Consider the following 11,926-nt stretch of genomic DNA (forward strand, 5'->3'; position numbering starts at 1 on the left):
CCGACCTCGCCGACGTTCTCGCCCCCTACCCCGGCCTGGTCTCGATCGGCACGAACGACAACGGCCGCATCCTCGTCGACCTGGAGGCCGCGCACAGGGCTGATCGCGCTGCGCGGGCCCGAGGAGACCCGCCGCCGCCGGGCTCACCGGGACGCGGGAGCTGGCCGACCTCGCGCTGCTCACCGCCACCGAGGCCGAGCCGGAACTCGGCGGCCTGCTCGCCGGCGCGCTGCTGCCGGGCCTCGACCCCGCCGAGCCGTTCCACCGGGAACTGGCCGAGACCGCGCTGGCCTACCTCGACCACGGCGGCCGGATCGAGCCGACGGCCGCGGCGCTGCACGTCCACGGGAACACCGTGAAGTACCGGATCCGCCGCTTCCAGGAGCTGACAGGGCGGCCCCTGCTCGACCCCGGTGCGGGCGCGGCGGTGTCGCGGACCGCGAACTGGTGGTGGGCCCTGCACCGGTGGCTTGCGCGGTCCGGTGCGTGAACCGCCGCGGCGGCATGTATCTATTGGTGGGGGCGTTCCGCGGGGGGCGCCGGAGAGAACGGAGGAGCCGGTGACCGCACCGAGGATCGGCGCCGTGATGTGGCCCATGCGGTCCTGGCCGGAGGCCGGGGAGCCGTGGCGGCGTGCCGAGGACCTCGGGTTCCGGCATGCGTGGGTGTACGACCACATCGCCTGGCGCGGCACGACGCCCTGGTACGACGCCTACACCACCCTCGCCGCCGCCGCGGCGGTCACCTCCCGCGTCCGGATCGGCACGCTGGTGACCTCGCCGAACTTCCGGCATCCCGTGCCGACCGCGCACGCGATCAAGACGATCGACCACGTGAGCGGCGGGCGGCTGACCGTCGGCGTCGGGGCGGGCGGCACGCGCCGCGCGTCCGACGCCGGGATCCTCGGCGACGACTGGAGCCCGGGCGAGCGCGCCTCCCGCTTCGCCGAGTGGGTGGAACTGCTGGACCGCCTGCTGACCGACCCCGAGACCTCCTTCGCCGGGGAGTACTACACCGCGCGCGAGGTCGTGCAGGAACCCGGCTGCGTCCAGCGCCCCCGCGTGCCGTTCGTCATCGCGGGGAACGGTCCGCGCGGGATGCGGCTCGCCGCCCGGTACGGCACGGGCTGGGTGACGAGCGCCCACGGCGAGGGGGACGAGCCGTACGGCATCGTCCGCTCCCGGCTGGAGGCCCTGCGCGCCGCGTGCGACGCCGAGGGCCGCCGCCTCGACGACCTGGTTCTGCTGACCGGCTTCAACGACGAGCCCTGGCTGGAGTCGACCGGCGCGTTCGCCGACCTGGCCGGCCGCTACGCCGAACTCGGCATCACCGAGATCGCGCTGCACTGGCCCCGCCCCGGCTCGCCGTTCGAGGCGGACATGAAGGTCTTCGAGGCGATCGCCGCCGAGCACGGCGAGGCCCGCTGATGCCGTTCGTCCTGCTCGGGCTCGCGATCGCCTTCGAGGTCACGGCGACGCTGGCGATGCGCGCCTCCGAGGGCTTCACCCGGCTCGGGCCCTCGCTGATCGTGGTGGCCGGGTACCTGGTCTCCTTCGTCTTCATGGCGAGGGCGCTGACGTCGCTGAACGTCGGGCCCGTCTACGCCATCTGGTCCGCGCTCGGCACGATCGGCGCGTTCGCGGGCGGCGTCGTGCTGTTCGACGAGCCGGTCAGACCGCTGACCATCGCCGGCGCCGTCATCATCGTGCTCGGCGTCGTCGTGATGAACCTGGGCGGCGGCGTCCAACAGAGCTGACCCCGGGCCGGCTCAGGCGGAGGCCCCGGCCGGCGCGGAGACGCTCCGCCGCTCCGGCCGGCCGCCGACCAGCTCGGTGGGCGTGCAGCCCGCCAGGGTGCGAAAGTCGCGGTTGAGATGGGCCTGGTCGTAGTAGCCGCTGGTGAACGCGGCCTCGGAGAGTCCGGCGCCGCCTCGGAGCAGCCCGACGGCGCGCTGGAAGCGCAGCACCCGCGCCATCACCTTGGGCGGCAGCCCGGCCTGCTCCCGGAACCGGTGGGTGAGGTGCTTGCGGCTCCAGCCGACGTCGGCGGCGAGGTCGGCGACCGGCAGGGAGGGGTCCCCGTCCAGCAGCCGCCACGCCCGGGCCACCTCCCGGTCGGGGACCGGTCCGGCGTCGAGGCGGCGCAGCAGGAAGGCGTCCAGGACGGCGAACCGCGCGCCCCAGGTCCGCGCGTCGGCGAGCCGCTCGACCAGCGTCCGCGCCTCCCGGCCCAGCAGGTCGGGCAGGTCGGCGGCGGCGTTGGTGAGCCGCGCCATCGGGACGCCGAGCAGGGTGTAGGCGCCGAGCGGGGTCACGTCGAGCTGGATGCCGCGCTGCCCGCCGGGGCTGAGGTACATGCCGTGGCCGTCGTGCATCCCCGCGACGAACGACCCGTACGCGCGGTCGCGCACTCCCGGGTCGGGGACCTCAAGGTGGAGCGGCGGGCCCAGGTTGAGGATCACCACGGTGGTGCGGGTGGGCAGGGTCCGCATCCGGGACGGCACGGACTCCGTCTCCCAGTAGCCGTCGTAGGAGCGCAGGAACGGGCGCAGCGCCGGGTGGGGGCGGCCCCGCGCCAGGCACCAGCCGCCCCGGTCGCTGAACTCGACCGGCCTCTCGCTCATGAGGCCAGTCCTATCACGCGGGGGCGACAGGGCGGGCTACTCGTACATCTGCCCGCAGACCGCGATGCGGGCCAGATCGCTCCAGCTCATCGTGGTGAGCGCGCGGACGTAGGAGCGCGCCGGCGGCTCGCCGGGGCCGGCCGGCAGCGGCACGCGGGCGCCGTCGGCCGCGTCCCACCCGCCGAGGCTGCCCGCCACGGCGCACTCGAGGTAGGTCGCCGGGTCGAAGTTGTACCAGCGGGCCGGGGTGGCGCGGGCCCCGGAGCCCGGAGGCCGGGGGGCCTCCACGCCGAACCGGGCCCGCGGGCCCGGGGGAGCGGCCAGGAAGTCCTCCAGATCGGCGATCTGGGAGAGCAGGACGCGCTCCCAGTCGGCGTACCCCTCCGGCTCGTCTCCGGGCAGCGACAGGTCCTTGCCGCTCCAGGCGGGGTCGAAGGCGGCGGGCGGTGTGGCGGCGGCCCCCGCGAACATCGCCGCCACGTCGTCGGGCTCCAGCCGCGCCTGGTCGGCCAGCACGGCGCCGACCTTCCACAGCGAGCGCAGGAACGCCGACAGCGACCACGAGGCCGCCCTCGCCTCCTGCCCGAGATGGAGGAACACCAGGTACAGGTCGCGGTTGGTGCGCACGGCGGGGCCGGGCGGGCCGTCCACCCAGTACATCTGCCGGTGCCGGACGCCGCTCTCCAGGACCATGGCCTGGGCCAGCGCGGAGATGCGGGAGTCGTGCGCCGCGACGCGGAAGACGTTGCCGAGGTCGTCCTGCCGCATGACGTCCCAGGTGTGCATCCGGGTCCTCCAGGGTCGGTGCGGTGATCCACGCCCCCCGTCCGGAAAGTGTGCCACGTCGGGCGGGGGCCCGGTGGCCGACCGCCGGGCCGCCGCCCGGGGTGCTCAGCCCTTCGAGCGGTGGATCACCTGGAGCTCGGTGAACCCGTACAGGCCCCACGGACCGTTCTCCACGCCGACGCCGCTCCACTTGAAGCCGCCGAACGGCTGGTGGGGGGCGAGGGCCAGGTGGGTGTTGACCCACACGGTGCCGCACTCCAGCCGCCCGGCGACCTCGGCGGCCCGGTCGGCGTCGGTTCCCCACACCGAGCCGGACAGCCCGAAGTGGGTGCCGTTGGCGCGCGCGACGGCGTCCTCCAGGTCGGTGTACTTGATGACTGGAAGTGCGGGGCCGAACTGCTCCTCGTCCACGATCCGGGTGCCGTCGGAGACGTCGGCGAGGATCGTCGGCTCGAAGAAGTAGCCGGGCCCGTCGATCGGCCCGCCGCCCGCCGCCGCGCGGGCGCCGCCCGCGAGCGCGTCGGCGACGAGTTCGCCGACCCGCTCGTACTGCGGCCGGTTGTTGATCGGCCCGTACTGGACGCCCTCGTCCATCCCGTTGCCGACCCGTGCGGCCTTCGCCCGCTCGGCGAGCGCGTCCACCACGTCCCCGTAGAGCGCCTCCGGGACGTACACGCGCTTGATCGCCGAGCAGACCTGGCCGTTGTTCTGGAACGCGGCACCGAACAGCCGGTCGGCGACCGCGGCCGGGTCGGCGTCGTCGAGCAGGATCGCCGGGTCGTTGCCGCCGAGCTCCAGCGTGACGCGCTTCAGGTCGGGAGCCGCCGCGGCCGCGACGCGCTTGCCGGTCGCGACGCTGCCGGTAAAGCTGATCTTGCGGGGCACCTCGTGGCCGGTCATCCAGGCGCCGAGCTCGTCGCCGCCGGTGACGACGTTCAGCACGCCGGGCGGCAGGACGTCGCGCAGCACCTCGCCGAGCTTCAGGCTGGACAGCGGGGTGAAGGGGGACGGCTTGAGGACCACCGTGTTGCCCGCGAGCAGCGCCGGGGCGAGCTTCCAGACGGCCAGGAGCAGCGGGTAGTTCCACGGCGTGATCGCGGCGACCACGCCCATCGGGCGGCGCACGACCTCCACCCGCGCGCGGGCGTCGTCCTGGATGACCTCGCGGGGCATCTCCAGGTCGGCGAAGTACTTCAGCCACACGCCCGCGCCGACGACCTCCATGGTCGCGTCGGCCAGGGGCTTGCCCTGCTCCAGCGTGAGGATCCGGCCGATCTCCTCGGACCTGGCGAACATGACCTCGGCCGCGGCGAGCAGCGCCTTGCGGCGCGCGGCCTCGTCGCGGCGCCACCCGGCGTAGGCGGCCTGCGCCGAGGCCATCGCCGCGTCGAGCTGCTCCCGGGACGCGTCGGGCGCCTGCTCGGCCACCTCGCCGGTCGCCGGATCGATCACGCCGAAGGCGCCGGGCGCCGTCACGGCCCGGCCGTCGATGGTCATCGAGAAGTTCTCCGACACCTTGGTCCTCCGCTCACGGGTTTACCGAACGGGATTCAGTATTCACCCTCGCCGCCTTCCTGACGAGAGCCGCCGGGACGGGCGGCCCGGGCCGGGGGCGGCGACATGACCGGTTCCGGCGACATCCCGGCGAGCGCGGAAGTCCGGAGGGAGGATCCCTCCATGCGACCACGTTGCTCAGCGGTGTTGGCCCTCACCCTCGCGCTCCTCGGATCGGGCGGGGCGACGGCGTCCGCGGCACCCCAGGCGCCTCCCGCCCGGCCGGCCGGGCCCCGGCTGACCGACTCCCGGCCTTGCGCCGGGCAGCCCGGCTTCACCTGCTCGTTCCTGACCGTGCCCCTCGACCACCGCGACCCGGGGGGAGGCCGGACCCTGAGGCTCCAGGTCGCGGCGGCGGACGAGGCGCGCGCGCCCAAAGGCGTCCTGATGTTCCTGACCGGCGGTCCGGGGCAGCCCGGCGTCCCCTTCATCACCGGCATCTCCAAGCGCCTGCCGGAGCTGGCGAGGAACTACCGGTTCGTCATGGTCGACCAGCGCGGCACCGGGGAGTTCGGCGCCATCGACTGCCCGCGGCTCCAGGCGCAGGTGGGCGGCAGCGACATCGAGCCGCCCACGCCCGGGGCGGTGAGGGAGTGCGCCGGCGTCCTCGGCGACCGGCGGCACTACTTCACCACCGAGCAGACGGTCGGCGATCTCGACCTTCTGCGCCGCGCGCTCGGCGTGCGGAGCTGGACCATGGACGGCGTGTCCTACGGGACCATGACCGGCGCCGCCTACGCCGCGTCCCATCCGGCCGGCGTCAGGAAGCTCGTCCTCGACTCGGTTCTGCCGTTCGTCGACCCGCAGGGCGACGACATGCTCTACCTCACCGGGCTGCGGGCCACCGCGCGCGTCCTGCGCGACGCATGCGCCGCCGCGCCCGCCTGCGGCTTCGACCCGGCCCGCGACCTGGCCTGGCTCGCACGGCACCGCAGGGACGCCGTGCTGATCTGGGACATGCTGGTGACCTACGAGTTCCTCGACCCCACCTACCGGGACGCCGGCGCCGTCGGCGGGCTGGGGGACGTCGTCTCGGCGATCCACGACGCCCGCCACGGCGACGCCGCGCACCTGGACCGCCTGCTCCGGGCGCTCGACTCCGGCGGCGGGGACCCGGCGGAGTACAGCTCGGGCCTGCACATCGCGACGATCTGCGGCGACGGCCGGTTCCCGTGGGGGACGTCCGAGACGCCGCCGGGCGTGCGGAAGGCCGCGCTGGAGCGGGTGCGCGGGCACCTGTCGGCCCGGGCGACCTGGCCGTTCACCGCGGACACGGCGGTCGGTGGCGGGTTCGTCCAGGAGTGCCTTCACTGGCCGTGGGCGCGGCACACGGCCGAACCGCGCCGCGCCGGGCAGTCGGTTCCGGTCCTGCTGGTGAACGGCGACCGCGACCTGTCCACGCCGCTGGAGTGGGCGCGCGAAGAACTGCGCTATGCCCCGCGCGGCGAACTCGTCGTGGTGAAGGGCGCCTCCCACTCCGTCCAGAACCGCGAGCGCGGGACCCAGGGCCGCGAGGCGGTCTACAGATTCCTGAACGGCTGATCCCGGACGGCGAAAGGACGCCCCCGCGATTCCGCGGGGGCGCCCTTTCGCCCGAATGTCAGGCGGCGAAGATGCGGTCCATGAGGTCGCGGTAGCCGCGCAGCGCCAGCCGGAGGCGCTCGGTGTCGGCGGCCTCGCCGCCGTCCAGCGCCTCGGTGAGCGAGCGCCGGTGCGCGGCCAGCGCGCGCCCGAGGGCGTCGACGGCCTCGGAGGCCAGGCCGTCCGCCTTGCGCACCGACTCGCCGGGGTCGTCGACGAAGGCGGCCTGGACCTCGTGCCACCGCTCCCGGAACCGCTCGGCCTCGGCCGGGGCGATCAGCTTCTCCTGAACGCCGCCCGACGCGGTGCCCGGGGCGCCGGGGGCCGCGCCCTGCCGCTGGGGAGCCGCGTGCTTGGGCTCCCCGTTCTGGACGGGGGTCCCGATCGGGTCGGTGTCCCGGCTGGACGCCTTGACCTGGTTGGCCTCCTGGCTCGGGGTCTTGATCGCGCCCGCGTCCCTGACGGGAGTCCTGGCGCGGTCCGCGCCGCGGTGGGCCGGAACCGGGTCCGGCACCGTGTCCGGCACGGTCTCCGGCGCCTGCCCGCCGGTTGCGGCCGGGGCGGGCCCGGCGACGTGCCGGTCGTCGGTCGTTCCGGGTTCCGCCGTTCCCGCGGCGGGGGCGCGCTCGCCGGTGAGCGGCCCGGCGGCCGCGGGCGTTCCGGTCTCGGGTCGCCTGTGCTCCATCGGGTCAGCTCCTCATGGTTCGGTCGTCGCCGCGGTGCCCGGCGGCCGGGCCGGCGGGGGCGGCGGGGGCGGCGGCGTGCTTGCCTGCGTGTTCGTCGGTGCGCTCCGCGGTGTGCTGCTCGGCGTGCGGAGCGTGCTTCGCCGGGTTCCTCGTGGTGTGCTCTTCGCCCTTGCCGTGGTGGCCCTCGCCGTGCGGGGCGAGCAGTTCCTCGAACAGGGCGCGGTAGTGGACCATCGCCTGGCGCAGGTCCTCGGTGGAGGCCTCCTTGGTCGCGGCCTTCCCGCTGATGGTGTGGGCCCGCCGGTAGTGGTCCAGCGTGCGGCCGTGCTCGACCGACAGGTGGGCCACCTTCTCCTCGAAGCCGTGCGTGGGGTAGCCGCGTTCGCCCATCACCACCGTGACGAGCTGGTCGGCCTGCTCGACCGCCGCCTCGGGGGCGTCGACGAAGCGTTCCTGGACGCGGACCCACTGCTCGCGGTACTCCTCGCGGCGCCGGGGATCGAGGTCGCGCAGCTCCAGCTCCTGGTGGCGCTGCTCGCGGGAGCGCAGCTCCCGCTCGGCGGCCGCGCGGCCGCCCTCGCGCTCCAGGACCCGGTCGTACTCGGGACCGAACCGCCGCCTGAGCCGCGCCGTGCGGGACCGGGTCGTGGCGAGGTACCCGGCCGCGGCGAGAACGGCGACGACCACCAGGGCGACGACGACCCAAATCGCGGTCGACATTGTTTCCTCCAACGTGCTGTCGGATCGAATGAGACGGCGATGCCCAGCCAAAGGCGTTCAAAACGAACCACCATAAAACGGTACGGATTTCCTGCGGCGTCACCGGCGCGCGTGTTCTGATTGGGGCGCTACCGGAACCCCGCGCCCCGCGGCGGGCGCGTTCGAATGGATGTGATGCGCGGTGCGCCACGCGTTCGGCTTCGTCCTCGGCGTCCTGCTCACCCCCGCGCTGGTCTACGGGGCGGCCTGGGGGTACGTCCAGGCCGGGCAGTCCTTCGACGGCACCGGGCAGGAGATCACCGACCGGACGCGCATCTACGGCGCGTTCGCCCTGCTCGCCGCCGTGGGCCTGGTGACGGGCGTCGTCATCGTCGCGCGGTGGGCCTCGCCGCTGGTATCGCTGGTGCCGGCGCTGGCGCTGCTCGGCGCGTCCGCCTACTTCCTGGTCGACCCCGGCCGCGCCCTCGACCTGCCCGGAAGGGTGCCGCCCGCCGGCGACATGGACTTCGGCCTGCGCATGCTGCTCGGGTCCGGCGTGTACGGGATGATGGGGCTCGCGCTGCTGATGCCCGCCTGGGCGCCGCGGCGCTGGGGTTCGGACCGGCGGGACGATCCCGCCGACGCGGACTTCTACTCCGCCGTGGGACGCTGACGGGCCGGGCCTCCGCGCGAGGCCCGGCCCGCGTCACCGCGTCCGTCCGAAGCAGGCGGGGACGATCAGCCCTGCTTCGCGTTGCTGACGAAACGCGTGGTGTAGGTCTCGGCCAGGTCGATCTGGCCCTTCTTCTCCGCGACCTCGGGGGAGAACTGCGCCAGCACCTTCAGGACGTTCTCGGCGGCGTCGGGCTTCATCACCCCGTCCCCGTTGAACATGCTGATCGAGTCGCCGATCGCCTTCTCGTACAGCGCCGGGTCTCCGCCCGCGTAGTCCTTCGGCATCTTCGCCGCGATCTCCGCGGGCTTGTGCTGCTTGATCCAGCCGAGCGTCTTGACGAAGGCGTTGGCGAGCTTCTGCACGGTCTCGCCGTGCGACTTCACGTAAGCGCAGTCCATGTAGAGCGAGCTGGACGGGTACAGGCCGCCGAGCGCCCGGCGGGTGCCCTCCTCGGTGCGCATCTCGACCATGACCTTGGCCTTGCCGGTGCTGACGAGCTTGGCGATGGTCGGGTCGGTCGTCATGCCGGCGTCGATGCCGCCGTTCTCCATCGTGGAGATGAACGTCTGGCCCGCGCCCGCCTTCACCGTCGTGTAGTCGGAGGTCTTGACGCCGTTGCGCACGGCCAGCGCGCGGGTGATGAAGTCGGTGGACGAGCCCGGGCTGGTCACGCCGAGTTTCCTGCCCTTGAACCCGGCCGGGGAGGTCAGGGAGCCCGCCTTGGACGCCGAGACCATCTCCGCCTCGCCGGGCACGTCCGCCATCTGCACGACGCTCTGCACGCACTTGCCCTTGGTCTGGAGGTGGATGGCGTGGTCGTAGAAGCCGACGACGCCCTGGACGTCCCCGGAGATGAGCACGTTCTCGGCCTGCGCCCCGGCGGGCTCGGTGAGCAGCTGGACGTCCAGGCCCTGCTCCTTGAAGTAGCCGAGCTGCTCGGTCAGCTTGGCGGGCAGGTAGATGACCTTGTCGATGCCGCCGATCATGATTTTGACGGTGCCGCCGGAGCCGCCGTCCGCGCCGGACCCGGCGCGGGAGTCGCGGCAGGCGGACAGGGACGACAGGGCGGTGAGGGCGGCGAGCGCGGCGGCGCCGGCCCGGACGGAGGTGGTGGGCATGGCGGTTCTCCTGGTCGTGCGATGGGGGTGGGAAGGCCCGGTGGCGGGGCCGGGCGGGGTCAGATCTGGACGTCGTGCCCGGACGCGGCGGGGCGCCAGCGCAGGAGCCGGCCCTCCAGCAGCGTGAGCAGGTACTCGGCGAGCAGCGCCAGCACCGTGATGATGATCATTCCGGCGTAGATCCCGGCGGCGTCGAAGGTGCCCTGGGAGTGGTTGATGAGCAGGCCGAGACCCCTGTCGGCGCCGGTGTACTCGCCGACGACCGCGCCGATGATGGCGAACCCGAACGCCGAGTGCAGCGAGGCGAGGATCCACGAGGTGGCGCTCGGCACCACGATCGTCCACAGCACCTGCGTCCGCCCCGCGCCGAGGATCCGCGCGTTGTTGACGAGGTTCCGGTCGACCTCGCGGGCGCCCTGGAAGGCGTTGAAGAAGACCGCGAAGAACACCAGCACGAACGCCGTGGCGATCTTGGACTGCATGCCGAGCCCGAACCAGATGATGAACAGCGAGGCCAGGATGATGCGCGGGATCGCGTTGACGGCCTTGATGAACGGGGCGCACACGTCCGACAGGAACCGGCTCCGGCCGAGCACGATGCCGAGCACGACGCCGCCCGCGGCGCCGAGAGCGAAGCCCGCGACCGCCTCCTGGAGCGTGACCGAGATCTGCTCCCAGATCGACCCCTGCGAGGTGCCCTCGGTGAACCAGTCGACGAGCCGCTCCCAGATCTTCGACGGCATCGAGTAGTAGAACGGGTCGATCCAGTTGCGCGCGGCCAGCTCCCACGACCCGAGCCAGACCGCCACGAGCGCGACCCGGACGGCGGTGATGCCGAGGGTGCGGCGCAGCCCGGCCGTGCGCAGCCGCGCGACCGCGGCCCGGTCGCCGTGGTCGCCCCGGTCGTCCGGCGCGGCGTCCGGAGCGGGCGCGGGCCGGTCGATGGTCTCCGCGGCCGGGGCGGTCCCCGCCTCGCGCGTCCTCGTCTCACGCCGCATGGCCGGCTCCTCGCTCGCGGGTGATCTGGACCTCTTCGCGCAGCGAGTCCCACACCTCGCGGTAGATGTCGAGGAAACCGCCGGTGAGCCGGACCTCCTCGGCGTCGCGCGGCCGCTCCAGCGGCACCTCGAACACGCCCTTGATCGTCGCGGGCCCCGCGGTCATGACCACGACCCGGTCGGACAGCACGAGCGCCTCCTCGAGGTCGTGGGTGACGAACACGACGGCGGCGCCGGACCCCGACCACAGGCGCAGCAGCTCGTCCTGCATGAGGCCGCGGGTCTGCACGTCCAGGGCGGAGAAGGGCTCGTCCATGAGCAGCACGGACGGCTCGTTGACGAGGGTCTGCGCAAGCGCGACGCGCTTGCGCATCCCGCCCGACAGCTGGTGGGGGTAGTAGCCCTCGAATCCGGAGAGGCCGACCCGATCGACCCAGTCCCGGGCGCGGTCGCGCGCCTCGCGCTTGGAGGCGCCCCGGTAGCGGGGGCCCGCCGCGACGTTGTCAAGGACGGACCGCCACGGCAGGACGGCGTCGTTCTGGAACATGTAGCCGACCCCGTCGGGGATCCCGTCCACGGGCCGGCCGTGGACCAGGACCCGGCCGGCGGACGCCGGCTCCAGTCCGGAGACCAGGGACAGGGTGGTCGACTTGCCGCAGCCGGTCGGGCCGACCACGGCGACGAACTCGCCCGGCCCCACGGCCATGTGCAGGTCCCTGACCGCGGTGTGGACGCCGCCCGCCGACCGGAAGCGCTTGGTGGCGCCGTGCAGTTCGATCACGGGCCCGGCCGGTCGTCCGGCGCCGTCTCGCTTGGATGATGCTGATGTGGACACGGCGGCACCGTACGGATGTGGCGCGCGTCACCGGAACCCTTGCCCGCGATGTGCTCGCAAGCCGCGAATCCCCACGTTAAGCGCGATACCCGGGGTTCTGCGCGTTCTGCTCGCTCGGGGGCTGGGCGGCCGGGCCGGCATGGTCTACGGTGCACGTCATGTCCGTCCGGCCCCGCATCACCTTCGCCCGCCAGGTGCTGATCCTGCAGGTGGGAGTGGTCGTGGTGGTGGCGGTCCTCGGGTACGGGCTGGTCGCCTGGATGCTCGACGGCCGGCTCCGCGACCAGTACGGCCAGCGGGCCCTCACGGTGGCAGCTCCACGACGGTGCCGGGCGCGACCGTGAGCGCCGCCTCCCGGCCGCCGAACGCG

The 11,926-nt window shown here is 73.8% G+C and carries 15 protein-coding genes; 6 read left to right on the forward strand and 9 right to left on the reverse strand.

Features of this window, described 5'->3' with window-relative positions:
• Positions 1 to 25 precede the first annotated feature (25 nt).
• Positions 26 to 346: a hypothetical protein gene (locus tag AB0K37_RS35570; protein WP_363988731.1), complete on the reverse strand. Its 321-nt coding sequence runs from the start codon at positions 344 to 346 to the stop codon at positions 26 to 28.
• Between AB0K37_RS35570 and AB0K37_RS35575 the strand changes: the two genes are divergently transcribed.
• The 3 genes from AB0K37_RS35575 to AB0K37_RS35585 all read left to right on the forward strand — a co-directional run bounded on the left by AB0K37_RS35575 (position 314) and on the right by AB0K37_RS35585 (position 1,756).
• Positions 314 to 490: a helix-turn-helix domain-containing protein gene (locus AB0K37_RS35575; protein WP_363988768.1), complete on the forward strand. Its 177-nt coding sequence runs from the start codon at positions 314 to 316 to the stop codon at positions 488 to 490. The genes AB0K37_RS35570 and AB0K37_RS35575 overlap by 33 nt on opposite strands.
• A gap of 70 nt (positions 491 to 560) precedes the next feature.
• Positions 561 to 1,427, forward strand: a complete 867-nt coding sequence (locus tag AB0K37_RS35580; protein WP_363988734.1) for an LLM class flavin-dependent oxidoreductase — start codon at positions 561 to 563, stop codon at positions 1,425 to 1,427.
• A complete protein-coding gene (locus AB0K37_RS35585) occupies positions 1,427 to 1,756 on the forward strand; it encodes a multidrug efflux SMR transporter (RefSeq protein WP_363988736.1) in 330 nt (109 codons plus the stop codon). Before AB0K37_RS35580 ends, AB0K37_RS35585 begins: the two co-directional genes overlap by 1 nt.
• Before the next feature lie 12 nt (positions 1,757 to 1,768).
• On the opposite strand, the gene AB0K37_RS35590 is transcribed toward AB0K37_RS35585, so the two are convergent.
• From AB0K37_RS35590 to AB0K37_RS35600, 3 genes are all read right to left on the reverse strand, one after another.
• Complete coding sequence (locus tag AB0K37_RS35590) at positions 1,769 to 2,623, reverse strand: AraC family transcriptional regulator (protein ID WP_363988739.1); 855 nt, start codon at positions 2,621 to 2,623, stop codon at positions 1,769 to 1,771.
• 36 nt (positions 2,624 to 2,659) lie between these two features.
• Positions 2,660 to 3,409, reverse strand: coding sequence for a hypothetical protein (locus tag AB0K37_RS35595; RefSeq protein ID WP_363988742.1), 750 nt, complete (start codon positions 3,407 to 3,409; stop codon positions 2,660 to 2,662).
• Positions 3,410 to 3,514: 105 nt separating this feature from the next.
• Positions 3,515 to 4,924 (reverse strand): aldehyde dehydrogenase family protein, encoded by a 1,410-nt coding sequence (locus AB0K37_RS35600; protein ID WP_363988744.1) that lies wholly within the window; start codon positions 4,922 to 4,924, stop codon positions 3,515 to 3,517.
• A 183-nt stretch (positions 4,925 to 5,107) separates the two neighbouring features.
• Between AB0K37_RS35600 and AB0K37_RS35605 the strand changes: the two genes are divergently transcribed.
• Complete coding sequence (locus tag AB0K37_RS35605; protein ID WP_363988746.1) at positions 5,108 to 6,505, forward strand: alpha/beta fold hydrolase; 1,398 nt, start codon at positions 5,108 to 5,110, stop codon at positions 6,503 to 6,505.
• Between the two features lie 58 nt (positions 6,506 to 6,563).
• Here the strand turns inward: AB0K37_RS35605 and AB0K37_RS35610 are convergent, their stop codons facing one another.
• Both AB0K37_RS35610 and AB0K37_RS35615 read right to left on the reverse strand, forming a co-directional pair.
• Complete coding sequence (locus AB0K37_RS35610) at positions 6,564 to 7,229, reverse strand: hypothetical protein (protein WP_363988749.1); 666 nt, start codon at positions 7,227 to 7,229, stop codon at positions 6,564 to 6,566.
• A 4-nt stretch (positions 7,230 to 7,233) separates the two neighbouring features.
• Complete coding sequence (locus AB0K37_RS35615) at positions 7,234 to 7,950, reverse strand: hypothetical protein (RefSeq protein WP_363988752.1); 717 nt, start codon at positions 7,948 to 7,950, stop codon at positions 7,234 to 7,236.
• Positions 7,951 to 8,131: 181 nt separating this feature from the next.
• Here AB0K37_RS35615 and AB0K37_RS35620 point away from each other — a divergent pair, with 181 nt between their 5' ends.
• On the forward strand, positions 8,132 to 8,602 hold the full coding sequence (locus tag AB0K37_RS35620) for a hypothetical protein (RefSeq protein ID WP_363988755.1): 471 nt from the start codon (positions 8,132 to 8,134) through the stop codon (positions 8,600 to 8,602).
• Positions 8,603 to 8,667: 65 nt separating this feature from the next.
• Here the strand turns inward: AB0K37_RS35620 and AB0K37_RS35625 are convergent, their stop codons facing one another.
• From AB0K37_RS35625 to AB0K37_RS35635, 3 genes are read right to left on the reverse strand one after another with little or no spacing between them, the layout of a single operon-like run.
• A complete protein-coding gene (locus tag AB0K37_RS35625) occupies positions 8,668 to 9,723 on the reverse strand; it encodes an ABC transporter substrate-binding protein (RefSeq protein ID WP_363988758.1) in 1,056 nt (351 codons plus the stop codon).
• Positions 9,724 to 9,782: 59 nt separating this feature from the next.
• On the reverse strand, positions 9,783 to 10,721 hold the full coding sequence (locus tag AB0K37_RS35630) for an ABC transporter permease (protein ID WP_363988761.1): 939 nt from the start codon (positions 10,719 to 10,721) through the stop codon (positions 9,783 to 9,785).
• The gene (locus AB0K37_RS35635) at positions 10,711 to 11,502 is read right to left on the reverse strand and encodes an ABC transporter ATP-binding protein (RefSeq protein WP_363988763.1); all 792 of its coding nucleotides are present in this window, start codon (positions 11,500 to 11,502) and stop codon (positions 10,711 to 10,713) included. Before AB0K37_RS35635 ends, AB0K37_RS35630 begins: the two co-directional genes overlap by 11 nt.
• 212 nt (positions 11,503 to 11,714) lie before the next feature.
• On the opposite strand from AB0K37_RS35635, the gene AB0K37_RS35640 reads away from it, so the two are divergent.
• Entirely contained in the window at positions 11,715 to 11,900 is a 186-nt protein-coding gene (locus tag AB0K37_RS35640) for a hypothetical protein (RefSeq protein WP_363988765.1), read from the forward strand.
• The last annotated feature ends 26 nt before the right edge of the window (positions 11,901 to 11,926 follow it).

Source organism: Actinomadura sp. NPDC049753 (genome assembly GCF_040674655.1).
Taxonomy (GTDB): Bacteria; Actinomycetota; Actinomycetes; order Streptosporangiales; family Streptosporangiaceae; genus Spirillospora; species Spirillospora verrucosospora.